Consider the following 23345-nt stretch of genomic DNA (forward strand, 5'->3'; position numbering starts at 1 on the left):
CTCAGCCCGCGATCGAGGCGCGGCGCAGGTCGCGGGCCTTGGTCAGGATGATGTCTTCGAGCTTCTGCGTGGTCGCGGCCTGGACCGGCGACGAGACCCACTGGCCGTTGCGGTTGACTTCGCGGAGGGCGGCGACGCGCAGCGCATCGGCCCGCAGGTCCTGATCGAGGATCGACACGGTGACCTTCATGCGCTCTGTCGGGGTCTGCGGGTTGGTGTACCAGTCGGTCACGATCACGCCGCCGTTGGAATCGGTCTGGAGCAGCGGCATGAAGCCGAGCGTGTCGAGGCTCGCGCGCCACAGATAGCTGTTCACGCCGATCGTCGTGATCTTCGACGCGGCGAGATCCGCCTTGGGACGCGCCGATCCGCCGCCGCAAGCGACGAGAGGCAGGGCAAACAGCACGACTGCGATACGCGAGCGGCGGAACATGGGCATCATCCTGGCAAGAAAATCTGCGTTTGCTCTACAGGCGAGCCCGCGCGCCCGCAAGCAGACGCCCGCATGCGAGAGCGCGCCGTATAGAGCGCCCGTCGAATATCGCGGCGAGGCGCATCAGCGAGCGCCTTCAGCGTATGATTGGGGCCGATCCGGTAGCGCTATCGCGGTGACATGTGTGCTGATTGCAACACTGTCCGACAATTCGGCGACCAGGGGTGAGATTGGTCGGCTCTGCGGCCTTTGCTCGGGATCAATTCATGTTAGATGCTGTTTAACAGGATCCGAATACGGGATTCGAAGGACAGATTCGTTGTGATGACGCGTGGGGGAATATTCGGGGTGGTTGCCGGGGCGCTTGTCGCCACCGCTGCGATCGTCGCGCCCGCCTTCGGTGCCAGCGAACAGCCTGCCCGGATCGGCAAGCAGAATGTCGCCGCGGTACGCGGTATCGGTTCGTTCACCCCGGCTGCCGCCGATCCCCGCCTTGCCGCGATGTTCGCGCGCGGCGGTTTCGATGCGCGCAGCTTCCGCTTTACGCCAGCCGAAACGCGGCAGGACAATCGCGCAGTGACCGTCGCTGTCCGTGCGCAGACCAACCGCGGTATCGCCAACACGGCCAGCCTGGCCTCGACGACGCCGACCGTCGGCATCGCGCCGATCGCCTACAACCTCGGCATGTCGGTCGGCTGGAAGCGGTTCGCGATCTCCGGCGACGTGAACAAGCTCGATCTCGGCGCGATGCCGGGCAGCCGTGAAGCGGCCGATCTGGCAGTAAGCTATAGTGCAAAGCGGTTCAGCGGCACGGTGAAGGCCGCGGCGGATCGTCCGCTGTCGAATGCACCGCACCTCGTCGAGGACGCGCCGAGCTATTCGGTCGATTTGGGCGGATCGTACGCCTTGACGCGTAGTCTCGCCGTGACGGCCGGCGTGCGGTACCGGTCGGACCGCGAGCGCTTCGTGAAGGTCGATGACGACCGCCGCGACAGCCAAGCCGTGTATCTGGGCACTGCCTTCCGCTTCTAAGCGTTCGATGGAGCGATGCTCTTCGGTGATCCAGACGCATCGCGGCTAACGGTTTTAGTAACACCCAATTCCCGTCATCCTGACGAAAGTCAGAATCCAGGGTCATGAGACGCAGCGATCGGTTACTCTGGGTCCTGACGTTCGTCAGGACGACGGCGCGTTGTGGGCAGCCAAGCATCGATTGCGGCCCAGCCGTGGAAGCCGAAACGGCGGATTTGCCGCCACCGTGACTCGTTCATCCCGCCTAGCGCTATCATCGGTATGCCGAGGCCTCGTCCGATCCGCATGGCCTGCGCCGGACCGATTCCGACTGCCCCGTCATGCGATCGGGTGGCGTGAATCGGGGATACGAACAGGGCATCAGCCTCTTCGCGCTTGCCGGCCAAGGCCTCGCGTCTCGAATGCGCTGGCCAGGTTCTGATCCCGTCGGTCCGGGCCCGACCGTGCACGCCGTCGGCTGTGATCGTGGATTTGCCGGCCACCACCACGACCAACCGGCGCGCTTGTGCGATGCGCTTGACCCGCCGCAGTAAAGCCCGTCGTTCCGGCTCGGGTGTCGCGTAATGTCGAAACACGACGCCTGATCCAGGCGGCAATCGCGTCAGGGCACGCCACAACGCGCTGCCCATCCGCTCGTCCGTCATCAGCCAGCGCGCGGGAATGGGGTTACGACGAGCCACGCCGCTGCCTATAGCGCGCCGCATGATTGCTGACGACACCACCAAATTGCAGGCCATCCGCAGCCGGATCGCCAAGGCCGCCGAAATCGCCGATCGCCGCGTTACCGACGTGACGCTGATCGCGGTCTCCAAGACGCATCCGGTCGAGGCGATCGAGCCGTTGCTCGTCGAAGGCCAACGCGTGTTCGGCGAGAATCGCGTGCAGGAAGCGTCCGAGAAATGGCCGGCGTTGCGCGAGGAATATCCCGACGTCGAACTGCACCTGATCGGCCAGCTCCAGTCCAACAAGGCGGCGGAAGCGGTGGCGTTGTTCGACTGCATCCACGCGGTCGATCGTCCCTCGCTGGTGACTGCACTCGGGAAGGCGATGGCCGCGAGCGATCGTCGCCCGGACTGCTTCCTCCAGGTCAATATCGGCGACGAACCGCAAAAGGGGGGCTGCGCGATCGCGGACCTGCCCGCGCTGGTGGAACAGGCGCGTGCCGCCGGTTTGCCGATCGCCGGGCTGATGTGCCTGCCGCCTGCGGACGTCGAGCCGGCGCCGTATTTCGCGCTGCTCGCCAAGCTCGCGCGCGATCATGGGCTGACCGGGCTGAGCATGGGGATGTCCGACGATTTCGAGACCGCGGTGACGATCGGGGCGACTCACGTTCGGATCGGCAGCGCGTTGTTCGGCGCGCGGGGTGTCGCAGCATGAGCATTTCGGTACGGTTCGACGCTCTGCTGTTCGACTTCGATGGCGTGTTGATCGACAGCGAAGCCGTCGGCAACCGCCACATAGCGGAATGGCTGACGGCGGCCGGTCACCCGACGACCGCCGAAGATTCGATGGCGAATTTCATGGGGCTCGCCGGGCCGCAGTTCATCGACGCGGTCGAACGCTGGATCGATCGGCCGCTCACCGACGACTTCTACGCGGCGCGCAAAGCCGAGGACGAGCGCGTGATGGCGGCCGGCGTCGACGCGATCGAGGGCGCGGTGGCGTTCGTCCGCTCGCTTCCTGCCGACCTGCCCAAGGCGATCGTTTCTTCGAGCCCGGTCTCGTGGATCGCGCGGCATCTGGAGCATATCGGGCTGCGCGATGCGTTCGGCGACCATCTTTATAGTGGGCGCGAACACGTCACCAACGGCAAGCCTGCGCCGGATCTGTACCTGTTTGGCGCGCGGCAACTTGGGGTGGATATTGCGCGGACTGCGATTCTTGAAGATTCGCCGGTGGGTGCGACCGGGGCTGTGGCCTCGGGAGGTTATGTCATCGGGTTGTCTGCGGGGTCGCATTGCAATGCCGAGCACGGGGCGCGGCTGAAGGCTATCGGTGTGGATGCGCTGGCGGAGAGTTTCGAGGACGTGGCGCGGTTGCTCGCTTAGGCGGGGATACATCCACTTTGTCTATTCCGAAAAGTACAGGCTCCCCTCCCTGAAAGGGAGGGGCGGGGGTGGGTAGGGTTCCGTATTACTGTACCGTCGCGGCCAAAGCTGGCCTACCCACCCCCGACCCCTCCCTTTCAGGGAGGGGGGAAGTCGTGGACATTTCGATGCTGGCCCCCGCACTCGCCGGTGGTGGTCAGCCCCGCTTCCGCCGCCAGATCGCGCCGATCCCTGCGACCAGGTCATACGGGATTGCCGCGGCCTCGCGCGTTCGCATCTTGAGTTGGTACCGCCGGCTGCCGCCATGCGGGACGTGGATCGCGCTCGCGGGCATGCCGAGCATCGCGAACAGCATGCGGATGCGCGGCTGGTGATAGCCGTCGGTGCAGATCATGCATTGCGCATACTTGCCCGCGCGGGCGAACGCGGTCGCCGCGACGACGCTTTGCAACGTATCCACGCTGGCCTCGTCGAGATGGATCCGCGAACGATCGACCGTTTCCGCCAGCACTTCGGCCATGACCGATGCTTCCGAAGGTCCATGCGTACCCTTCGCACCCGAGCAGAACAGGTCTGCATCGACGTAGCGCGCTGCCGCCGCGGCGGCGAACGCGATGCGGCGGGCGAGAGTCGGGCTCGGGCTGCCATCGGGACGAACGGCCGCGCCGAACACCACGATCAGGCGGCGCGAGGGTGGTGGGGAAGGTGAAATGTCGGTCAGAACTGATGCCCCGTGCGATCGCGCTTGGTCGCGAGATACTGCGCATTGTGCGGATTGGAGGGCAAGAAGTGCGGGACGCGTTCGATCACCGTCACGCCTGCCGCTTCGAGTCCCGCGACCTTGGCGGGGTTGTTGGTCAGCAACCGCACCTCGCGCTGGCCGAGCAGAGTCAGCATCCGTGCCGCCACGCCGAAATCGCGCGCATCGACCGCGAAGCCGAGCCGGGTGTTCGCATCGACCGTGTCGAAACCCTGATCCTGCAAAGCGTACGCGCGCAGCTTGTTGACCAGGCCGATCCCGCGTCCCTCCTGCCGCAGATACAGCAGGATGCCCCAGCCGCTATGCCGGATCGCGTGGATCGCGGCGTGCAACTGCGGCCCGCAGTCGCATTTGAGGCTGCCGAGCACGTCGCCCGTCAGGCACTCGCTGTGCAATCGGACCAGCGGCGGCTGACCGTTGGGTTGGCCGATCAGCAACGCGATGTGCTCGTCCGCGCTTTCGGGGCTGCGGAATGCGACGATCTCGGCGTCCTCCGCGCCCTCGACCGGAAGGCGCGCGCGCGTAGCCAGCGTCAGGCGGTTCGCGTCCTCATGGGCGTCGATGTCGGCGGTGGTTATGCCGACTTCGGGTTCGCCGGTGCCGAGGAAGAAGGCGGGTAGCAGTCCGGCAATTCGCGCGAGGCGTAACGCGGCGGCGGCCGCTTCGGGATCGGTCACCGGGAGCGTGCGGAACGGACCCTTGAGCGGAGTCGCCAGGTCGAATTGCGGGTCGGCCAGCGCGGTCGCGGCGGCGAAGTCGATCCAGGGCGCGCGATCGACTAGTACGGGTTCGGTGGGGTCCGCCGCCGCGAGCTGGTTCGCGAGCTTCAACGTTACCGCGCGGCCCGACGAGATCAGCACGCCGCCGTTCGCTTCGGGATCGAACGCTGCCAACCGTTCCGCATCCGCCGTCTCGACCGCGAGCAGCACGAGCCCGTCGATCGCGATCGGCCAGCCACGTCTCAGTGCATCGACCGCGCGGGCGGCGGCGCGGGGATTGGTCAAAACGCGAACTCGGTCATGATCGGGACGTGGTCGGATGGCTTCAGCCAGCTTCGGCAGCGTTCATAGACATGGTGCGACACCGCCGCTTCGGCAGCCGCACCGGTCGCCCACATGTGATCGAGCCTTCGCCCACGGTCCGATGCGGCCCAATCCTTGGCGCGGTAGCTCCACCAGGTGAACAGGCGGGCGGGGGCAGGGTGGAAGCGACGGCCGAGATCAACCCAGTCGCCGGCCGCTTGCAATTTGCCGAGCGCCTCGACCTCGATGGGGGTGTGGCTGACGACGTCGAGCAACTGCTTGTGGCTCCAGACGTCCGATTCGAGCGGGGCGATGTTGAAGTCGCCGACCAGGATGGTGGGGCCGGGGAGGGTTTCGGACCACGTCGTCATGCGGTCGATGAAGTCCAGCTTCTGGCCGAATTTGGGATTTACCTCGCGGTCGGGGACGTCGCCGCCGGCCGGGACGTAGACGTTTTCGAGCCGTACGCCGTTCTCGAGGCGGACGCCGATGTGACGCGCCTCGCTGTTCGCCTGCCAGTCGAATCGGTCGTCCTCGACGATCGGGACTCGGCTCAGGATCGCGACGCCGTGATGCATGCGTTGGCCGTGCAGGACGATGTGTTCGTAGCCGAGCGCGCGGAACGCCTCCAACGGGAAGTCGCCGTCGATGACCTTGGTCTCTTGCAAGCACAGGATGTCGGGCTGCTCGTCGCGCAGAAACTGTTCGACGATGGCGATCCGGAAACGGACCGAGTTGATGTTCCAGGAGACGATCTTCACCGCCGCGATGTAGCGTTGCGGGGGGGTGGGGACAAGGAAGCGTCTGAGGCGCGACAGTCTCCCATCCCTGAAAGGGAGGGGCAGGGGGTGGGTCGGCTTCCACGAGTTCTGACCGTCGTGTTGGGAACTGTCTTGACGAAGGTAGAAGGCGCCACGGGCAAAGCCCATGTCGTCGACCGAGCTGAAGCTCGTCGGCCGCGCTTGAGCGAGTTAGGCAAATTCATTTGCCTGCCGCTCTACGCGAATGACCCCCGCTCCGGGGGCATGGAGCGAGGGCCGACTCAGCGTTCGTCACGCAGGCGAGAGGTGAGGAAACCATCCGGGCAACAGGGGGAAAAATCCCGAATGCCCCACATCCGCGAGCCACTCTCTAGTGGGCAGAACCTGTCGCTTGCATGAATGACGCGTTTTTTATGTTACTTTCTTACACCCGTGCGACGTGGGTCGTTCCAGCGGAACGTGTTGTCGCTGACCGCCTCGCCGAACTTCTGGTTGGTCAGGCGGATCGTCGTCCGGTTGTTCTGACTGTCGAGCGCGACCCAGCCCTGCAGCATCAGCCCACCCGGCGCGCCCGCGTTGCGGACGAACACCAAGGTGATCCGGCCGTATTCCGGGTGCTTCGGATCGTTCGCCTCGACCGACACGATCCGCTGGTCGTAACCGGGAACGAGTTTGGCATAACGCGTGATGTCGCGGGTCGGGTCGAGCAGCACGCCCAGCGGCGAATTCTTGATCGGCCAGCGCTGCACCTGCTTCACCGAATAATCGATGAAGGTCAGCGCGCCGCCTTCCGCGACGATCAGGATCGGCACGCCCTTCTCGTATTGGAAGCGCAGCTTGCCGGGCTTCTTCAGCGTCAGCACGCCGGTCAGCACCTTGCCGTTGCGATCCGCCTGCGAGAAATTCGCGGTCATCGTCTCGACCGACTGGAGGTGCTTCTGCACGGCCGCGAGATCGCCGGTGGCCTGGGCTGCGATCGGCGCCGGTACGGCGGCGACCGATAGGGCGGTGATCGTAGCGATCACCGCGGGGCGGGTATTGAACATCGAAATCTCCTTGGAACGCGGACAATTGCCGCCCCGCGCTTGAACCGCCACTGAATTCGACGAGTTCCGTTACAGGGTAATCGCCGCCTTCATCCCTAGTACGCCGACGTCATTGGCGTCATGCACGCCACCGGGGTTGTGGACCCATTGCACGTTCGGGCGGAGCTCCAGCCACCGCGTCGGGTGGACGCTGTAGTATATCTCCGACGCATATTCCGCATCTTGCACCGCGGGCCGGGTCGGATCGAGCGCCTGGCGCTTGGCGACACGTCCGTTCACGTTGGTTCGCGCCACGCCGAAGCCGAGGATGTCGTTCGGCCGCCACGGTACCAGCCCCTTGTAGAACAGCCCGGCGGCGACCTGGTTGTCGGTGGTCGAGGTCGCGCGGTCGGCCTGCGTCGCGTTGAGGAACACGCTGAGCCCGGTGACCGACTTGCCGTCCTTCGAGGTGCCGGTGACCTGTTGCTGGATATTGAAATACACGCCGTAGCGCGCGCTGCGGCGGAGCGGTTCGAGGCCGGTGATCGCGATCGGCCGGCGGTTCACATCGTAGAACACGTCATCACCGTTCGACGTGTTGACCCAGCCGCCGACCTTGTATGCGCCAACGCGGCCGTCATCGTCGCCGCGACGCCATTCGGCCTCGACGGGGATCAGCGCGCCGGTCGCGCCGTGGAACCGGCCGATCACGAAGTCCTTTTCGAGGTTGCGCGGGTTCACTTCGTAGGCGGCGGTCTTCAGCGTGAGGTGGTCGTTGACGTCGTAGCGCAGCCGTGCGCCCCATTGGCCGACCGGCCAATTATACCAGTAATCGCCGACCAGATTGCCGGGCTGCGCGCCGCAGAAGCTGAGGTTCTGGAAATAGCAGGAGAATACCGCGAAATCCTCGCCGGGATTGGTACGGCCGATCTTCAGCTCGAGCTTTTCACCGAGTTTCTGCTCGTACCAGAATTGCGTCAGGCGCAGCGTCTGGCCGCGGCCGTACACTTCCTGCACCTGTTGCAGCACGCCGAGATTGGCATCCGCACCGAGATCGCGACCACGCCGATAGGTGAGGGTGGCCTGGAACGCACCGCCCTGCAGCCCGATCACCTTGTCGAGATCGAGCAGCACACCGACGTCGAACTGTCCCGTCTCGCGCAGCAGCTTCCGGTCGCCACCTGCGAAATTATAGCCGCTTTCCGAGGCATAACGCGCGCTGACGCCGATCCCGCGCTCGGTCAGGCGTTTGCGGATATCGAACCAGTCCGCGAACAGGCCGGGGGGCGGGGTGCGCTGCGTATCGGCGGTCAGCGCGGACGGGGAGAGATCGCTGTCGCGGCGGACACCCGCGCGGGGGCGGTGCTGGGTGTCGGTGGTGCTGCTGCCGGGGGTTTGCTTGGCGGTGTCCTGCGCGGAGACTTGGCCGGACATGGCTAGCGCCAACGCTGCTGTCGCATAGAACCGCCGATACCTCATTACGCCCACCTGTTTTTCGTAACTTGTATCAAGCCCGTAGAAGGGGTGTCGACTGTTCGAAAGCCTCTGGCAGCGCGGAGGACTCGGTGGCGGTCACTCCCTCTCGGTTCTCCCGCGAAAGCGGGAGCCCAGGGTTCCAGGCGGTATCGCTCGTGGCTCCTGGACCCCCGCGTTCGCGAGGGAACAGGGGGGGGGGGGGCAGGCGGTATGTAATTACAATCAGGGGAGAAAATTTGCCTACCCCCAACCTTAGATCGCATGCCCCTCGGTATCGCGCAGCACTTCGCGGCGGCCGACGTGATCGGGGCGGCCGACGATGCCGTCCTTTTCCATCCGCTCGATCAAGCGCGCGGCCGAATTGTAGCCGATCCGCAACTGGCGCTGCAGCCACGAGGTCGACGCCTTTTGCGACTCGCAGACCAGCTGGATCGCCTGGCGATATTGCTGGTCCTCCGCCGAATCCTCGCCGGTCGGCGAGCCTTCCAGCGCGAAGCTCTCTTCGGGCTCTTCAGTGACGGAAGAGATGTAATCCGGCAGCCCCTGCGAGCGCCAGTGATCCGCCACCAGCCGCACTTCGTCATCGGTCACGAACGGGCCGTGGACGCGAACGATGCCCTTGCCGCCCGGCATGTAGAGCATGTCGCCCTTGCCGAGCAGCTGCTCCGCACCCTGCTCACCAAGAATAGTGCGCGAATCGATCTTCGAGGTGACGTGGAAGCTGATCCGCGTCGGCAGGTTGGCCTTGATGACGCCGGTGATGACGTCGACCGACGGACGCTGCGTCGCCATGATCAGGTGGATGCCCGCCGCGCGCGCCTTCTGCGCGAGCCGCTGGATGAGGAATTCGACCTCCTTGCCCGCGGTCATCATCAGGTCGGCGAGCTCGTCGACGATTACCACGATCTGCGGCAGCACGTCGTATTCGAGCTTCTCCTCCTCGTACATCGGCGCGCCGGTGTCCGGATGATAGCCGGTCTGCACCTTCCGACCCAAAGGCTGCCCCTTGGCCTTCGCGCCGCGCACCTTGTCGTTGAAACCGGCGAGGCTGCGCACACCCACGGAGGACATCTGGCGATAACGATCCTCCATCGTCTCGACCGCCCATTTTAGCGCGCGGACGGCCTTGGCGGGGTCGGTGACGACCGGCGACAGCAGATGCGGAATGTCATCGTACATGCTCAGTTCGAGCATCTTGGGATCGATCATGATCATCCGGCACTGGTTCGGCGTGAGCTTGTACAGCAGCGACAGGATCATGCTGTTCAGGCCGACCGACTTGCCCGAACCAGTCGTACCAGCAACCAGCAGATGCGGCATCGGCGCGAGATCGGCGATCACCGAATCGCCCGCGATGTTCTTGCCGAGGATGATCGGCAGCTGCGCCGACTGATCCTCGAACGTCTGGCTGCCGACGAGTTCGTGCAAGGACACCGCCTCGCGCCGCGCATTCGGCAGCTCGATACCGATCACGTTGCGGCCCGGGATCACCGCGACGCGCGCCGAAATCGCGGACATGTTGCGCGCGATGTCGTCGGCCAGCGCGATCACGCGGCTCGCCTTGATGCCGGGCGCGGGCTCGAGTTCGTACATCGTCACGACCGGGCCCGGCCGCACCTCGATGATCGATCCCTTCACGTGGAAATCGTCGAGCACGTTCTCGAGCAGCCGTGCGTTGCGCTCGAGCCCAGCCTTATCGATCACGTTGCCCTGGCTCGGCGGCGACGGCGTCAGAAGGTCGAGGCTCGGCAACGTGAAATTGTCGCGCAGGTCGAGCGACGACTGGCGCTCTTTTGGCTTGGCCTGCGACGGTGCGTTCTGGCGATCCGCGATCACGGGGGCGGGGCGCGGGTCCGGTTCGGCGACCGCACGCGGCTCGACCGGTTTGCGCGTGAGGGTCAGCGGCTCGTCGTCGTCCTCGTTGATGTCGGCAAAGCCGTCATAACCGAGCGCCTCGGTCCGATTACGGCGGGGAAGGCGCCATTTGCGCTCGCCGAGGTCGATCTCGATGCTCTTGCCCCAGACGATCGCGCCTGCGATCGCCGCGATCAGCCCGACCGCGCGGGCGGACCAGAGTTCGGCGACCGGCTGGCCGATGAAGCTCAGCGCCCAGTGCACCGCGCTGGAGACCGACAGGCCGATCACGCCGCCCCAGCCGGCGGGGAGCGCCAACACCGAATTGCCCGACACGAATGCCAGCGCGCTCGCCATCAGCGCGACGCCGATCGCTGCCCCGCGTACCATCCGCAGCCAATGCCCGAGCGGTGCATCCCGCCACAGCCGCATGCCGAGGATGGGTCCGATTGGCAGCATCAGCGCCACCGCGGGCCCGAACAGGGTGAGTGCGATATCGGCGAACCACGCGCCCGGCGGACCGACCAGATTGGCCGGATAGCCGCCCGACGCAGTGTTCAAGGCCGCGTCGCTCGGGTGATAGCTCGCCAGGGCCAACGCCATCAGCAGCGTGCCGACGAACAACGCGATCGCCGCGATCAGCGCACCGCTGCGGACGGCGCCCGCCTTCACCGTCTCACGCCACAAGGCTGGCTGCGCGCGGCTGGCCATGACCCGTATTCTCCAAATTCGAAATAATGGAGAAATTCATCGTCCTCGGCAGCCTCAACGTCAAGCTAACCGCGCGACAACACGGGTTAAGCTGCGTCCGGATCGTCGTTGGCAGCGACCGGCAGGCGGGATAAAGCGGGCTCATGGACACAGATGTAATCATCCTCGGTGGCGGGCTGGTCGGCGCGACGCTCGCCGTGGCGCTCGACGTGCACGGCATTTCGACGATCGTGATCGATCCCGCGGACCCGGCGGTTACGCTGGCGCCCGGCTTCGACGGTCGTGCGTCGGCCGTGGCGAGCGCGAGCCACCGCATGCTCGACGCGATCGGCATCGGCGCGAAGCTGGCGGGGCAGGGCTGTGCGATCCGCCAGATTCGTGTCAGCGATGGGTTGGAGCCCGGTGCGCTCGATTTCGTCCCGGCTGCCGACGATGGTGCGCTCGGTACGATGTACGAGAACAAGCTGATCCGCCGGACATTGTTCGATGCCGCGACCGCCGCAGCCAAAGTCGATCTGCGGATGAAGACGCGCGCAACATCGGTCGACCGCGCCGAATCGGGCGTTACCGTCACGCTGGACTCGGGCGACACGATCCGCGCGCCGCTGATGATCGCCGCCGAGGGTCGCAATTCACCGACGCGAGAGGCCGCCGGGATCACGATCGCGCGCTGGTCGTACGAGCACACCGCGATCATCGCCGCGTTCCATCACGAACGCCCGCATGAGGACGTCGCGTACGAGATCTTCTATTCGAGCGGCCCGTTCGCACTGCTCCCGCTCCCCGACGATGCCGACGGTCACCGCTCGGCGATCGTCTGGACGGTCGACGCGAAGAACGCCCCCGGCATGCTCAAGCTCGGCGACCGCGCGTTCCTCGCCGAAGCGGAAAAGAGCATGGGCGGTTTCCTCGGCGCGTTGTCGATGGCGACGCCCCGGTCGAGCTACCCGCTCGGCTTCCACCACGCCGCACGCATTACCGACACGCGGCTAGCGCTGGTCGGCGACGCCGGCCACGGCATCCACCCGATCGCCGGGCAGGGCCTCAACCTCGGCTTCCGCGACGTGGCCACGCTCGCGGAGGTGCTGGTCGAGGGCAAGCGCCTCGGCCTCGATCTCGGCGACGCCGCGCTGCTCGCGCGCTACCAGCGCTGGCGCGGGCTCGACACGTTCATGACCGCCGCCGCGACCGATACGCTCACCCGCCTGTTCGGCCTTCCCGGCAAGACCGCCAGCGCCGTCCGCCGGTTCGGCATCAGCGCGGTGAATGCGATCCCACCGCTCAAGGACCGCTTCATGGCGGAGGCGCGTGGCGAAAGCGGCGACCTGCCGAAGCTCTTGCAGGGCACGATGATCTAGCGTGCCTTGGCGGGTGCGTTGCGCGTCACCGCGGCGATCGGTCAGCCGGTCTTCAGCCATTGGCGGAGCAGCGCGGTGACTTCGCCGGGCCGCTCCATCGGTGCGAGGTGACCGCAGGAGCGCAGCATGTGGAACCGAGACCCTTCGATCCGCGCACTCAGCGCGCGTGCATCGTCAGGGGTGCAGATCAGGTCGCGGTCGCCGACGGCTACCAGGGTCGGGACGTGGATCGCGGCGATCGCCTCGCTGATGTCGGGACGAGCGAGCAGGGCGCGTTGCTGGCGTTCGAAGACGGTCTGGCCGACTCGCTCCGCCATCGCCTGTGCGGGGCCGGCGACGATCGCGGTCAAGCGGGGGTCGGCGTGCGGCGCGGTGGCGAGCAGGCCCTGGCCGACGACGGTGCGGGGGCGCACCTCCATCGACGCGCGCGTGCCGAACAGCGCGATCCGTTCGATCCGGTCGGGGGCTTGCCGCACCATCTCCATCGCGACGTAGCCGCCGAGGCTGACGCCGGCGACCGCGAACCGTGGCGGTGCGCTGGCGAGGACGCGTGCGGCCATTTCGGACAGCGTATCGTCCTGAGAGAGGTCGCCGAACTCGACCTGCGCGACGGCGGCGAGGTCGACGATCTGGCGGGCCCAGAGCTGCCCGTCGCAGCCCATCGCGGGGAGCAGCATCAGCGGTATACGCGGTCGGACCATGCGAAATCTCCGGTAGCGGCGGGTTGCGGGGATGCTCACCTCAGGCGACGAACGGGAAGGCGAGCGCGATCATGCCGACCAGCGTCATCACCGTGCAGACCGCGATCGCCGGCACGAGCGTGAAGCGCTGGTGATCGGCGAGGTCGATCCCGACCAGGCTGACCAGCAGATAGGTCGACGGCACCAGCGGGCTGAGCAGGTGGACCGGCTGGCCCATCAGCGACGCGCGCGCGATCGCTTCGGGCGCGACGCCGTAATGCGCGCCGGCCTCGGCGAGGATCGGCAGCATTCCGAAATAGAACGCGTCGTTCGAGATGAAGAAGGTGGCCGGCATGCTCAGCAGCGCGGTGATCGGCGCCATGTACGGCCCGAGCGCGGGTGGGATCACGCCGACCACCGCCTTGCTCATCGCCTCGACCATGCCCGTGCCGCCGAGGATCCCGGTGAAGATGCCGGCCGCGAAGATCAGCGACACCACCGCCAGCACGTTGCCAGCATGTGCGGAGATGCGCTCCTTCTGGTCGGCGACGCCGGGATAGTTGACGATCATCGCGATCGCGAACGCGAGCATCATCAGCACCGACAGCGGCAGGATGCCCCAGACCAGCAGCGTCAGCAGCGTGATGACGAGGGCTGCGTTGAACCAGATCAGCTTGGGGCGACGTGCTTCGGGATATTGCGAGACGGCCATGCCGGTGAACTCGGTGTCTGCGGTGATGCCCGCTTCACCCATCCGGACGCGCTCTTTCCGCCCGAAATACACGGCGAGACCGATCAGGAAGGCGAGACCCGCGATCATGCCGGGGATCAGCGGCAGGAACAGCGTCGCGGGATCGAGCTTGAGGGCGCTTGCCGCGCGCGCGGTCGGGCCGCCCCACGGCGTCAGGTTCATGATCCCGCTGGTCGTCATCAACAGGCAGACCAGGTACAGCCGGTTCATGTTGAAGCGCTTGTAGAGCGGCAGCAGCGCGGCGATCGTGATGATGTAGGTGGTCGATCCGTCGCCATCGAGGCTGACGAGCGCGCACAGCACGACCGTCCCGATCAGGATCCGCATCGGATCGCCGTGGACCATCCGGATCAGGCGTCCGACCAGCGGATCGAACAGGCCGGTGTCGGTCATCGTCGAGAAGAACAGGATCGCGAACAGCAGCATGACGCCGGTCGGCGCGAGGTTCTTAATGCCGTCGATCATCATCGGGCCAAGACCCGCGGCCTCGCCCGCGAACACGCCGAAGATCGACGGGATCACGATGAGCGCGACCAGCGGCGTCATCTTCTTGGTCATGATCAACGTCATGAACGTGGCCACCATCAGGAAGCCGAGCAGGGCAAGGTTCATCGCATCGTCCTTGGAAAGGGCGTGAAAAAGGGGGTGGGGGCAGGCGCCGTTGCCGTTGCCGCCGCAGGGGGCGCCACAAACACGCCGTCATCCTGACGAAAGTCAGGATCCAGAGCCGAGCAGCATTGCACCCTGTAACCCTGGGTCCTGACTTTCGTCAGGATGACGGAGTGGTGGGGTCGGTCCGCCTTGGCAGCGGTTCGCATGCCGGCAAGCATCAGAACGTCACGCCGACGCGGGCGCTGAGGGTCTGGCCGCTGTCGTTGCCGATGTAGTCGCCGGCGCGGTTGTCGGTGTTCCACTGGATTGCGTTCACCTGGAAGCGGGTGAAGGAGTTGAGGTACCAGTTGACCCCGACGGTCGCGGCCCAGCCGTCGCCACCGGTCAGCAGATTGTCGAAATCGAGGCTTTCGTAGCGCGCGGTGAGTTCGATCGCGCCGACCCCGCCGTCGAAGGTCGGCTTCAACACCTTGGGCTGGCCGAAGCTGCCGAGCCGCGGGTTGTATGGCGGCAGGTCGCCGGTCAGGAACAGCCCGCCGGAGACGCTCCACGCCTTGCTGACGAAATCGGGACGCCCGCCGTCGAGCCGCGCGTTGCGGCGACCCGCTTCGCCCATCACCCACAACGGTCCGCGATAGCCGCCGAGCTCGACTCCGTAGCCGGTCGTGCCGGTGCCGCCGATCAGCGGGCCGGTCGACACGCGCAACGCCCCATTGAAGCGGCCGCCGATCACCGTGTTTCGAGTCAGCGTACCCGCGACCGACGACAGTGATTCGTCGAAGCCCCACGCACCGATGTGGAGCACGCCGGTGTCGGACTTGATCGGGTTCCAGTGCGCACGACCCAGCACCGTGCGGCTGTCGCCGACCGCCTGCGTGCCGTCGATCCGGTCGCCGGTGACGGTGACCGACGCATGGCCGGTCTTCCAGAAGATGCGCGGCATCACGCCGATGCCGTAGAAGCCGCGCTGCGGGATGATCGCGGTCGAGACGGTGGAGCGCTCGAGGAACGGCGTCGAATCCGAGCCCGTCGAGCCCTCGAAGCTGCGGTCGTTGAACAAATGACCGGCGCGGACGTCGTAATCCAGGCCCGGCGTGATGCGGTTGCGCCAGCCGACGAACGCGGTGACGACGTCGACCTCGTTCTCCGAAAAGTCGCTCTCGAACTGGTAGAAGAAATGCGTGCCGACGCCGCCTTCGAGGCCGAGACGCAGTGCGCGCATGCCCGTCGTCGTGATGTTGCGGCCGTCGTACTTGGAGCCGAAGCTGGAGCTGACGTCGGTCAGGATGCGGCCGCGCGGCTTGAACGTGTAGACGCCGTCCGCCGAGTGGAACACGGGCAGGCCGGCGCCCCATTCGGTTGTCACGCCCGACGGATTGTCGCGCGCGGCGACCGCTTGCGCGACGCTGCGGTCGGCGGGACCCGGAGGCGCAAGCTGCGGGGCGAATGGCAGGGTGCGACGTGGCTCGTTATTCTGCGCGACCGCCTGCGGCGCGATCTGCACCGGCGCTACCGGAGCGGATGCCTGCGCGACGGCGGTGACATTCTCGAGCCGGTCGAGCCGCGACTTCAGCGCGGCGATCTCGGCAGCCTGCGCACGCACCAGCGCGGCAAGGTCGGCGTCGCTCGGAGTCTGGCCTAGCGCCGGCGTCGCGGCGATCAGCGCGAGTGCGGCGCACCCGGTACGGAAAAGAGTCATTGTTGGGCTCCGGTGGCGAGAATCGCGGTCCAGTCGCGAAGGAAACGCTGGCGCTTGACGCGGTCGAGGTTGACGAGAAGTTGTGGGCCGACGCGGATCGGTCGAGCCTGCGCGGCGGGAAGACGGCGCGCGGCCACATCCGTGCGGACCGGCCACAGGCTGCGCTTGGCGAGCAGCGACTGGCCCTCGCGCGACAGCAGGAAATCGAGGAACAGCTTCGCCGCCGCCGGGTGCGCCGCCTCTCGCGCGATGAACGCGATCCGCGACGTGACGATCGTATAGTCTTGGAGGAACGCGACGCCGATGCGGGGATCGGTTCGCGCGCGTTCCAGCGCGTAGGAGCCGATCACGTTGTAAGCGATCGCTTGCCGCCCCTCGGCGACGCCACGCAGCATCGGCTCGCTGGTCCGCGACAGGACGGGCTTGGTCGCGGCGATCGCCTCCAGCAACGATCGCGTATCGCGCGTAATCGCGAGGTCTTCGGACAGATATAGATAACCGACGTTGGAGCGCGCCGGGTCGAACGTCGTGACGCGGCCGGTCAGCGCGCGGGCGTTCCGTCGCAGCCACGTCTCCAGCGCGGCGTGCGTGCGCGGCACTTGGGCGGCGGGCACGAGGCGCTTGTTGTAGACGATCCCGATCGGCTCCGCGGTGACGCCGAAGCCCATGTTCTTCCACACCGACACCGGCGGCAGCGCGGGCTTTTCGGGACTGGCATAGCCTTGCGCGAAGCCGTCGTTGATCAGCTTGACCTGGAGGTCCATCGCCGACGACCAGACGATGTCGGCGGATAGTTTCCTGGCACGAGTCTCGGTGACGAAGCGGCGGTACATCTCGGTCGAGCCGAGGTCGGCGTAGAGAACAGTGATCCCCGGATAGCGCTTCCGGAATGCAGCGACGACCGGCAGCAGCTCGGCGCGATCGGCATTGCCGTAGATCCGCACCTGCCGCTCGGCGCGCGCGTCGGAGATCAGCTGGTCGTAGGAGCGCGGATAATTGGCAGGGCGCTGCGCCACGACGGCGGTCGCGGTGAAACTCGTAGCCAGCAGTGCGATCTTCAGAAAAATTCGGGTCATCGTCACTCTCCTCGCCTTCCGTCTCTGTGTTCGGATAGACTGCATCGGTGGAGTACGAAGCGAACCTGTCACCAACCTTTCATGGTTTTTCATGCGCATCCTGCTGATCGAGGACGATGCGGCATTGGCACGCAGCATCGCGGCGTTGCTGCGCGCGGGCGGGAATGCGGTCGATCACGTCGCGACCGGCGAGGACGCGTTGTCGGTGGTCGCGGGCGAGCCGTATGCGCTGGTGATCCTCGACGTCGGGCTGCCCGGGATCGACGGGTTCACCGTGTTGGAGACGTTGCGGCGGCGTGGCGAACGCGTCCCCGTACTGATGCTCACCGCGCGCGATGCGCTCGACGACCGGGTGCGGGGGCTCGATCTCGGTGCCGACGATTACCTGCGGAAGCCGTTCGAGCCGGAGGAACTGGAGGCGAGGGTGCGGGCGCTTGGCCGGCGGCGGGGCGGCGATCCGCTGCCGGTGCTGAGCGTTGGAACGCTCACGATCAATCGCTCGACGGGCGAGGCCGACATTGCGGGCCGCGCACTCGACCTGCGGCGGCGCGAGCGTGCGGTGCTGGAGGCGCTGGCGACCCGCGCAGGCCGCGTGGTGCCGCGCGAACTCCTGATCGGCGAGGTGTTCGGGTTCGACGAGCCGGTCGGCGACAACGCGATCGAGGTCCACGTCACGCGGCTTCGCGGCAAGCTGGCGCCCGATGGCCCCGGTATCCGTACCGTGCGCGGTGTCGGCTATATGCTCGATGCCGGCTGAGACCATAGCTACCGATCGGGGCACCCCAGCGCTGAGAACGCGCCTGCTGGTCGCGGTGCTCGGGCCGCTGCTGGCGGCGGCGATCCTGATCGGCGTGGTCGGTGCGACACTGATCGCCGACGTCGTCCGCCGTACCAACGACCGCGTCCTCGGCGGCGCGCTCGGCGCGATCGCCGAGACGGTGCAGGTCGAGCGGGGCGAGGTGACGCTCGACCTGCCCTCCGCCGCGTTCGGGATGCTGGAGAACACCGAGCGCGACAACGTCTATTACCGCGTCGCCGTGGGACCAGACCTGCTCACTGGTTACGCGGACCTCCCCGCCCCCGATTCCGCGACGCTCGACATCGACGTTCCGCGCTACCGCTTCGCCCGCTACCGCGGTCAGCAGATCCGCATCGCCGAAGTCCGCCGCTCGCTTCCCCGGATCGACAAGCCGGTCGTCGTCCAGATCGCCGAGACGCTCGACAACCGCGGCGCACTCACTCGCCGGCTGATGCTCGCTTTGCTGATCGGCGAATGCGTCCTCGTCGGTGCCGCGGCACTGCTCCTCCGCCCTGCGCTAGGCTGGAGTCTCCGTCCGCTTGCCCGCCTCCGCGGTGCGGTCGAGGCACGCGACGGACGCGCGCGCCCCGATTTCTCGCCGCTGGATACCGGTCCGCTTCCGAGCGAACTCCGCCCGCTCGCCGGTGCGTTCGATCGCCTTTTGGCACAGCTCGACACCGCGACCGTCGGCGTCCGCCGCTTCACCGCCGACGCCTCGCACCAGATGCGCACGCCCTTGTCGGTGCTGAAGGTCCAGGTCGCGCTCGCTAGGCGCGGCTCGGGACCGGAACGCAGCGTCGCGCTTGACGAGATCGCCGACGCGGTGACTCGTCTCGAACGGCTGGTGACGCAGTTGCTGGCGTTGGCGCGCGCGGAGGAGGCCGGCGTGTCTGCGCCGCTGGAGGCGGTCGACCTGCGTGAGGTGGCGGCGGCGGTCATCACGCGACAGATCAACCGCGCGATCGATGCGGGCATCGACCTGACGATCGAGGGCGACCCGGAGGTCAGCCACGTCGTGCCCGGCCACCGCACGCTGATCTTCGAGATCGTGTCGAACCTGATCGACAACGGCATCCGCTACAACCGGCGCGGCGGCACCGTGTCGGTCAGGCTCGAGACGACGCCGTCGGAAACGACGATCGCGGTCGTCGACGATGGTCCGGGGATACCGATCGACCAGCGCGAGATGGCGTTCGACCGGTTCGTCCGGCTTGGCGCGCCCGGCAGTTCGGAGGGCAGCGGCCTCGGTCTGGCGATCGTGCGGTCGGCGGCCACACGCCTCAACGCGACCGTGGCGTTCGGCGACGTGGCCAGCGGTACGACCGTCATCCTGCGGTTCTTTCGGACGCGCGAGTAGCCAGCATCGATATCGCCAGGTGGGGAGGGCGCCGGGCGTGCGACTCCCTTAACGTGTCCTTTGCGGCAAGCCTTCGCCTGTCGCACGGATCGCCGCCTGACGGCTTGCCGGCAGTTCTGCAGCGTGAGCGCGTCGCGATGGTCGAGCCCGTGGCCCCCTCGAGTGCGGTACGCCGTCGCGCCGCGAAATATTGTCGGGCGGTCGAAATGCTTTGCCATAATGCCGGTATGCTATTGTGGACGTGTGGGACTTTGAGTAGCAAATAGACGCTTGGAACAGAGTGCGAACCAAACGTCCTTGCGGGACGAGGACGCCGATCACACGCTGATCATGGCGGCTTTCGGCCGTTCGCTGGATGCGGCCGATCCTTTCGTCGTCGGGTTCAACGAAGCGATCTTGCCTATGGCGATCAGCGATCCGACGCTTCCCGACAACCCGATCATTCACGTGAACGCCGCATTCGAGCGCCTGACGGGCTATGCCCGCGACGAGGTAATCGGGAGGAATTGTCGGTTCCTGCAAGGGCCGGAGACCTATTCCGAGGACGTATCGCGTGTTCGTGATGCGATAGGGCGGTCGGAGCGGATCGAGATCGACCTGCTCAACCACCGCAAGGACGGGACGCCGTTCTGGAACCGGCTGCTGGTCGCGCCGGTGTTCGATCGCAGCCGGCACCTGCGCTATTACGTCGCGTCGCAGCACGACGTGACGCTTGAGCGCGAAACGCTGGCGCTGCTGGAGGCCGAGCAGCGCGAACTCGAGGCCTCCGCCGCGGAGACGCAGGCTCGGCTCGTCGACAGCGCCGCACGGCTGCAATTCGCGTTGAAGGCGGGGCGGCTGGGCGCGTGGACCTTCGATCCGGCAAGCCAGCAGCTCGATGCGTCGGCGGGCTGCAAGATCGTCTTCGGTTATGATCCCGACGCCGAGTTCGGCTATCCCGAATTCCTGGAAACGATCCATGCGGAGGATCGCGCGCGCGTCGTCGCGGCGATCGCGGAAACGGTCGCGACGGGATGCGACTACGACATCGAATACCGCATCGTGACGCCGGCGGCCGAAGTGCGCTGGGTCGCGATCCGCGGCGAATTGCTGACGCGCGCGGATGGTACGGCTCTGTCGATGACCGGGTTCTCGACCGACATCACCGAGCGCAAGCGGACCGAGGAACACCGCGCGCTGCTGGCGGGGGAATTGACGCACCGGGTGAAGAACACGCTCGCCACGGTCAGCGCGATCGTCAACCAGACGTTGCGTGATGCCGCGTCGATGTCCGAGGCGCGCGACACGATCGGTGCGCGGATCGGATCGCTGGCGGTCGCGCACGACCTGTTGCTGCGCGACGAGGTCGAGGGTGCGACGATCGCCGATATCGTGACCGGCGTGATGGCGCCGTTCGACGATGGCGGCGGTCGCCTGTTCTCGGTCGAGGGGCCGCACGTCCGGCTCGAGCCGCGCGTAACGCTGGCCTTGTCGATGGCGCTTCACGAGCTGGCGACCAACGCCGCCAAATATGGTGCGCTCCATGTCGCGGGCGGGCATGTCACGATCGCCTGGAGCGTCGGCATCGGCGAAGGCGGACGCAGGCTGGCGTTCATGTGGGAGGAAACCGGCGGCCCGGTGGTCACGACGCCGACGCGCACCGGCTTCGGATCGCGGATGATCGAACGCGTGCTCGCGCAGCATATGCGCGGCACCGCGCAGATCGAGTATCGCGGTACCGGGGTCGTCTTCACGATCGACGCGCCACTCTAGGCCCGCGCGCATCGATGCCGAAACCGCCTGCGCTGACGACGCCCGACGGGCGGTATATCGTGGTGCGCGGACGGCTCTGGCGTACCGCGAATCCCGACCTGTCCGACGATGAACGCGCGCGACTGGTTGCGGCGTTGATGGACGGACGGAGAGGCGTGGCCGCGGCAAAGCGGGGCGGTGACAGTGCGGCGGAGGCGGCTGCGCGGTCCGCGGTCGATGCCGCGAAGCACGGTCTCGGCGAGCGAGGCCCGGTGTGGTGGACCGACGGTGCACCCGATCTCAACCGGCACATGGCGCGAACGACGCCGTATGCGGACTGGTTTGCGACGGTCGATGACACTGCGGATGACGCGGCGTAACAATAATACGCTTTTAACCGTAAACGGCGGTCAGGCGGGACCCGACCCGGACCCAGCGCGTTGAGGGACCCTGAATTACGGGAAACGCAGATGTGCCACGTGCTTGTGATCGAAGACGACTGGCTCATCGCGGATCATATCATCAGTCTCATCGAACAAGCCGGCGCGACTTCCTATGATCAGGCGGATTGCGAAACCGACGCTGTCTTCGCTGCGGGCGCGCGCATCCCTGACATGATCGTGTCCGACGTCCGGCTGCGGGAGGGGACCGGGCCGCTGGCTGTTCAACGGATCATAGCCGCGCACGGCAATATCCCCGTGATGTTCATCACCGGAACGCCCGAAGCCTGCGTGCCATGCGATCCGCCTGCCGAAGTGCTCGACAAGCCGATCATGGAGTCCGCGGTTTTGGAGACGTTCCGGAGACTCGCCCCACATTGACAGGTACGAGGTACGGCGTGGTTGGCGCCGTACCTCGACGGGATATCAGCCTTGTATATCGCTCGCGTCGAATTCCTTGAACGCGGCCTTTACTTCGGCGGCGCGGGCGTCGTCCTCGATATCGACCGAAACGACGATCTTGCCTTTTAGCGCCGCATCGTCACGCGACTCCGGCGTCGGGTCCTTGCCTTCGGTATCCGAACCGGCCTTCTCGTCGCCGACGCTGTTGTCTGCGCCGTCGGTGGTGATGAAGATGTCCGTCCGTTCGATGCCTTGCTCCTGGACCAGGCGCTCGACGGTCATCTCGGCTTCGCGGCGGGTATCGAACTTCGCCTTGAGGGTGGTAGACATTGGTCGCTCCTTGTTGCGGGTCAAAGGGTCAGGCGGAACACAGATCGGGCGATGCGGCATCCGCGCGATCGCTGGCGTCGATGTCCGCGAGGTGATCGAGGAAGTTGCTGAGTTCGGTGCGGCGCCGTGCTTCGTGGGCGAACTCGCGGTCGACGCCCAGCGCCCACAACAGCGAACGGCGATCGGGATCGTCATGCAACGCCGCGAGCTGCGCCGCGCGGTGCTCGACGTCGTCGGTCGTCTCCGCAAGCCCCGCTTCGACGATGTCCTCGGCCTGGCGACGCAGCGCCACGGCGATCTCGCCGAGCGCGAGTTCGGGATGATATTGCACGCCCCAGAAAACCCCGCCGTCGTGACGGATCTCGGCCGCCTGGATCGTCGTGACCGCGTTGCTCGCGAGCAGGGTCGCATCGGCGGGGAGCGTTTCGACCTCGTCGCCGTGGATCGCGGGGGCATCCCAGCTGGCCGCGCGGCCGGCGAGAAGCGGGTGGTCGCGGCCGGCGTCGGTCGGGGTGATGCGACGGGCGATCCCGGCCTCCATCTGCTGAGGCATCTTGCGGACCGTCCCACCCGCGGCGGCGACCGCGAGCTGCAGCCCGGCGCACGATCCGAACGACGGCGTGCCCGACGCGAATACAGATCGCATGAAGGTCAGCTGGCGCCGGACCTCCGGATTGTCGTCATAGACGTGGAGCGGCGATCCGGTGATGAACACCGCGTCGAACACGCCCAGGGCGTCGGTTTCGTAGACCTGTGCATCATCGTCGGCGGGCGCGACGATCGTGATCTCGGCATCGGGCTGCAACTGACGGAGCGTTGCGGCATAGGTTTCGCCCGAGCTTTTGCCGGCATGGCGACGACGCGCCTCGCGCTCGTCCGCAGTCTCGCTTTCGGCAACCAGAAAATGCGGCAAACCTGGTCCTCTCCCGTTTCGGTTCGAGCGACCTCAACGCGCTGGCGGGCGTTTCGTCCGCCGCTGCCGCAAATT

23 protein-coding genes are annotated in these 23345 nt (G+C 66.6%); 9 read left to right on the top strand and 14 right to left on the bottom strand.

The window, feature by feature from the left end; all coding sequences use genetic code 11:
• Position 1 precedes the first annotated feature (1 nt).
• A complete protein-coding gene (locus QFZ54_RS13725) occupies positions 2-433 on the bottom strand; it encodes a DUF3576 domain-containing protein (protein ID WP_056419732.1) in 432 nt (143 codons plus the stop codon).
• Between the two features lie 324 nt (positions 434-757).
• On the opposite strand from QFZ54_RS13725, the gene QFZ54_RS13730 reads away from it, so the two are divergent.
• Positions 758-1465, top strand: coding sequence for a hypothetical protein (locus tag QFZ54_RS13730; RefSeq protein WP_307087952.1), 708 nt, complete (start codon positions 758-760; stop codon positions 1463-1465).
• Positions 1466-1587: 122 nt separating this feature from the next.
• Here the strand turns inward: QFZ54_RS13730 and QFZ54_RS13735 are convergent, their stop codons facing one another.
• Positions 1588-2145, bottom strand: a complete 558-nt coding sequence (locus QFZ54_RS13735) for a thiamine phosphate synthase (protein ID WP_307087953.1) — start codon at positions 2143-2145, stop codon at positions 1588-1590.
• A 22-nt stretch (positions 2146-2167) separates the two neighbouring features.
• Here QFZ54_RS13735 and QFZ54_RS13740 point away from each other — a divergent pair, with 22 nt between their 5' ends.
• Together QFZ54_RS13740 and QFZ54_RS13745 are read left to right on the top strand one after the other, a co-directional pair.
• Entirely contained in the window at positions 2168-2842 is a 675-nt protein-coding gene (locus tag QFZ54_RS13740; protein ID WP_307087954.1) for a YggS family pyridoxal phosphate-dependent enzyme, read from the top strand.
• Positions 2839-3513, top strand: coding sequence for an HAD family hydrolase (locus QFZ54_RS13745; RefSeq protein ID WP_307087955.1), 675 nt, complete (start codon positions 2839-2841; stop codon positions 3511-3513). Before QFZ54_RS13740 ends, QFZ54_RS13745 begins: the two co-directional genes overlap by 4 nt.
• A 196-nt stretch (positions 3514-3709) precedes the next feature.
• Here QFZ54_RS13745 and QFZ54_RS13750 read toward each other — a convergent pair whose 3' ends face one another.
• From QFZ54_RS13750 to QFZ54_RS13775, 6 genes are all read right to left on the bottom strand, one after another.
• Positions 3710-4189, bottom strand: a complete 480-nt coding sequence (locus QFZ54_RS13750) for a YdcF family protein (RefSeq protein ID WP_307087958.1) — start codon at positions 4187-4189, stop codon at positions 3710-3712.
• A gap of 41 nt (positions 4190-4230) precedes the next feature.
• Entirely contained in the window at positions 4231-5277 is a 1047-nt protein-coding gene (ribA, locus tag QFZ54_RS13755; RefSeq protein ID WP_307087961.1) for a GTP cyclohydrolase II, read from the bottom strand.
• Entirely contained in the window at positions 5274-6056 is a 783-nt protein-coding gene (locus QFZ54_RS13760; RefSeq protein ID WP_307087963.1) for an exodeoxyribonuclease III, read from the bottom strand. The genes ribA and QFZ54_RS13760 overlap by 4 nt, the downstream gene beginning before the upstream one ends.
• A gap of 416 nt (positions 6057-6472) precedes the next feature.
• Positions 6473-7102 carry a LolA family protein gene (locus tag QFZ54_RS13765; RefSeq protein ID WP_307087965.1) on the bottom strand — a complete coding sequence of 210 codons (630 nt, stop codon included), beginning with the start codon at positions 7100-7102 and terminating at the stop codon, positions 6473-6475.
• Positions 7103-7171: 69 nt separating this feature from the next.
• Positions 7172-8515 (bottom strand): carbohydrate porin, encoded by a 1344-nt coding sequence (locus tag QFZ54_RS13770; protein ID WP_307087967.1) that lies wholly within the window; start codon positions 8513-8515, stop codon positions 7172-7174.
• A 294-nt stretch (positions 8516-8809) separates the two neighbouring features.
• A complete protein-coding gene (locus QFZ54_RS13775; RefSeq protein ID WP_307087969.1) occupies positions 8810-11122 on the bottom strand; it encodes a DNA translocase FtsK in 2313 nt (770 codons plus the stop codon).
• Positions 11123-11265: 143 nt separating this feature from the next.
• Here QFZ54_RS13775 and QFZ54_RS13780 point away from each other — a divergent pair, with 143 nt between their 5' ends.
• On the top strand, positions 11266-12480 hold the full coding sequence (locus QFZ54_RS13780) for a UbiH/UbiF/VisC/COQ6 family ubiquinone biosynthesis hydroxylase (protein WP_307087971.1): 1215 nt from the start codon (positions 11266-11268) through the stop codon (positions 12478-12480).
• Positions 12481-12521: 41 nt separating this feature from the next.
• Here the strand turns inward: QFZ54_RS13780 and QFZ54_RS13785 are convergent, their stop codons facing one another.
• The 4 genes from QFZ54_RS13785 to QFZ54_RS13800 form a co-directional block, all read right to left on the bottom strand.
• Positions 12522-13181, bottom strand: a complete 660-nt coding sequence (locus tag QFZ54_RS13785; protein WP_307087973.1) for an alpha/beta fold hydrolase — start codon at positions 13179-13181, stop codon at positions 12522-12524.
• A gap of 40 nt (positions 13182-13221) precedes the next feature.
• Positions 13222-14523 (bottom strand): CitMHS family transporter, encoded by a 1302-nt coding sequence (locus QFZ54_RS13790; RefSeq protein ID WP_307087976.1) that lies wholly within the window; start codon positions 14521-14523, stop codon positions 13222-13224.
• Between the two features lie 217 nt (positions 14524-14740).
• Positions 14741-16222, bottom strand: coding sequence for an OprO/OprP family phosphate-selective porin (locus QFZ54_RS13795; protein WP_307087978.1), 1482 nt, complete (start codon positions 16220-16222; stop codon positions 14741-14743).
• On the bottom strand, positions 16219-17298 hold the full coding sequence (locus QFZ54_RS13800; protein ID WP_307087980.1) for an ABC transporter substrate-binding protein: 1080 nt from the start codon (positions 17296-17298) through the stop codon (positions 16219-16221). The genes QFZ54_RS13795 and QFZ54_RS13800 overlap by 4 nt, the downstream gene beginning before the upstream one ends.
• Before the next feature lie 91 nt (positions 17299-17389).
• Between QFZ54_RS13800 and QFZ54_RS13805 the strand changes: the two genes are divergently transcribed.
• The 5 genes from QFZ54_RS13805 to QFZ54_RS13825 all read left to right on the top strand — a co-directional run bounded on the left by QFZ54_RS13805 (position 17390) and on the right by QFZ54_RS13825 (position 22006).
• Positions 17390-18055, top strand: a complete 666-nt coding sequence (locus tag QFZ54_RS13805) for a response regulator transcription factor (protein WP_307087982.1) — start codon at positions 17390-17392, stop codon at positions 18053-18055.
• Positions 18045-19454, top strand: a complete 1410-nt coding sequence (locus tag QFZ54_RS13810; RefSeq protein WP_307087983.1) for a sensor histidine kinase — start codon at positions 18045-18047, stop codon at positions 19452-19454. Before QFZ54_RS13805 ends, QFZ54_RS13810 begins: the two co-directional genes overlap by 11 nt.
• Before the next feature lie 297 nt (positions 19455-19751).
• The gene (locus QFZ54_RS13815) at positions 19752-21206 is read left to right on the top strand and encodes a PAS domain-containing protein (RefSeq protein WP_307087985.1); all 1455 of its coding nucleotides are present in this window, start codon (positions 19752-19754) and stop codon (positions 21204-21206) included.
• A 14-nt stretch (positions 21207-21220) separates the two neighbouring features.
• A complete protein-coding gene (locus QFZ54_RS13820) occupies positions 21221-21565 on the top strand; it encodes a hypothetical protein (protein WP_307087987.1) in 345 nt (114 codons plus the stop codon).
• 105 nt (positions 21566-21670) lie between these two features.
• Positions 21671-22006: a response regulator gene (locus tag QFZ54_RS13825; RefSeq protein ID WP_307087989.1), complete on the top strand. Its 336-nt coding sequence runs from the start codon at positions 21671-21673 to the stop codon at positions 22004-22006.
• A gap of 45 nt (positions 22007-22051) precedes the next feature.
• On the opposite strand, the gene QFZ54_RS13830 is transcribed toward QFZ54_RS13825, so the two are convergent.
• Positions 22052-22357, bottom strand: coding sequence for a hypothetical protein (locus QFZ54_RS13830; RefSeq protein WP_307087990.1), 306 nt, complete (start codon positions 22355-22357; stop codon positions 22052-22054).
• A 28-nt stretch (positions 22358-22385) separates the two neighbouring features.
• On the bottom strand, positions 22386-23270 hold the full coding sequence (locus QFZ54_RS13835) for a type 1 glutamine amidotransferase (protein ID WP_307087992.1): 885 nt from the start codon (positions 23268-23270) through the stop codon (positions 22386-22388).
• Positions 23271-23345: the final 75 nt, after the last annotated feature.

Source organism: Sphingomonas faeni (genome assembly GCF_030817315.1).
Classification (GTDB): domain Bacteria; phylum Pseudomonadota; class Alphaproteobacteria; order Sphingomonadales; family Sphingomonadaceae; genus Sphingomonas; species Sphingomonas faeni_C.

Coding starts and splice junctions, on each gene's coding strand:
- QFZ54_RS13725 (WP_056419732.1), bottom strand. CDS start 433: ATGTTCCGCCGCTCGCGTATCGCAGTCGTGCTGTTTGCCCTGCCTCTC.
- QFZ54_RS13730 (WP_307087952.1), top strand. CDS start 758: ATGACGCGTGGGGGAATATTCGGGGTGGTTGCCGGGGCGCTTGTCGCC.
- QFZ54_RS13740 (WP_307087954.1), top strand. CDS start 2,168: ATGATTGCTGACGACACCACCAAATTGCAGGCCATCCGCAGCCGGATC.
- QFZ54_RS13745 (WP_307087955.1), top strand. CDS start 2,839: ATGAGCATTTCGGTACGGTTCGACGCTCTGCTGTTCGACTTCGATGGC.
- QFZ54_RS13765 (WP_307087965.1), bottom strand. CDS start 7,102: ATGTTCAATACCCGCCCCGCGGTGATCGCTACGATCACCGCCCTATCG.
- QFZ54_RS13770 (WP_307087967.1), bottom strand. CDS start 8,515: ATGTCCGGCCAAGTCTCCGCGCAGGACACCGCCAAGCAAACCCCCGGC.
- QFZ54_RS13775 (WP_307087969.1), bottom strand. CDS start 11,122: ATGGCCAGCCGCGCGCAGCCAGCCTTGTGGCGTGAGACGGTGAAGGCG.
- QFZ54_RS13780 (WP_307087971.1), top strand. CDS start 11,266: ATGGACACAGATGTAATCATCCTCGGTGGCGGGCTGGTCGGCGCGACG.
- QFZ54_RS13785 (WP_307087973.1), bottom strand. CDS start 13,181: ATGGTCCGACCGCGTATACCGCTGATGCTGCTCCCCGCGATGGGCTGC.
- QFZ54_RS13790 (WP_307087976.1), bottom strand. CDS start 14,523: ATGAACCTTGCCCTGCTCGGCTTCCTGATGGTGGCCACGTTCATGACG.
- QFZ54_RS13795 (WP_307087978.1), bottom strand. CDS start 16,222: ATGACTCTTTTCCGTACCGGGTGCGCCGCACTCGCGCTGATCGCCGCG.
- QFZ54_RS13800 (WP_307087980.1), bottom strand. CDS start 17,298: ATGACCCGAATTTTTCTGAAGATCGCACTGCTGGCTACGAGTTTCACC.
- QFZ54_RS13805 (WP_307087982.1), top strand. CDS start 17,390: ATGCGCATCCTGCTGATCGAGGACGATGCGGCATTGGCACGCAGCATC.
- QFZ54_RS13810 (WP_307087983.1), top strand. CDS start 18,045: ATGCCGGCTGAGACCATAGCTACCGATCGGGGCACCCCAGCGCTGAGA.
- QFZ54_RS13820 (WP_307087987.1), top strand. CDS start 21,221: ATGCCGAAACCGCCTGCGCTGACGACGCCCGACGGGCGGTATATCGTG.
- QFZ54_RS13830 (WP_307087990.1), bottom strand. CDS start 22,357: ATGTCTACCACCCTCAAGGCGAAGTTCGATACCCGCCGCGAAGCCGAG.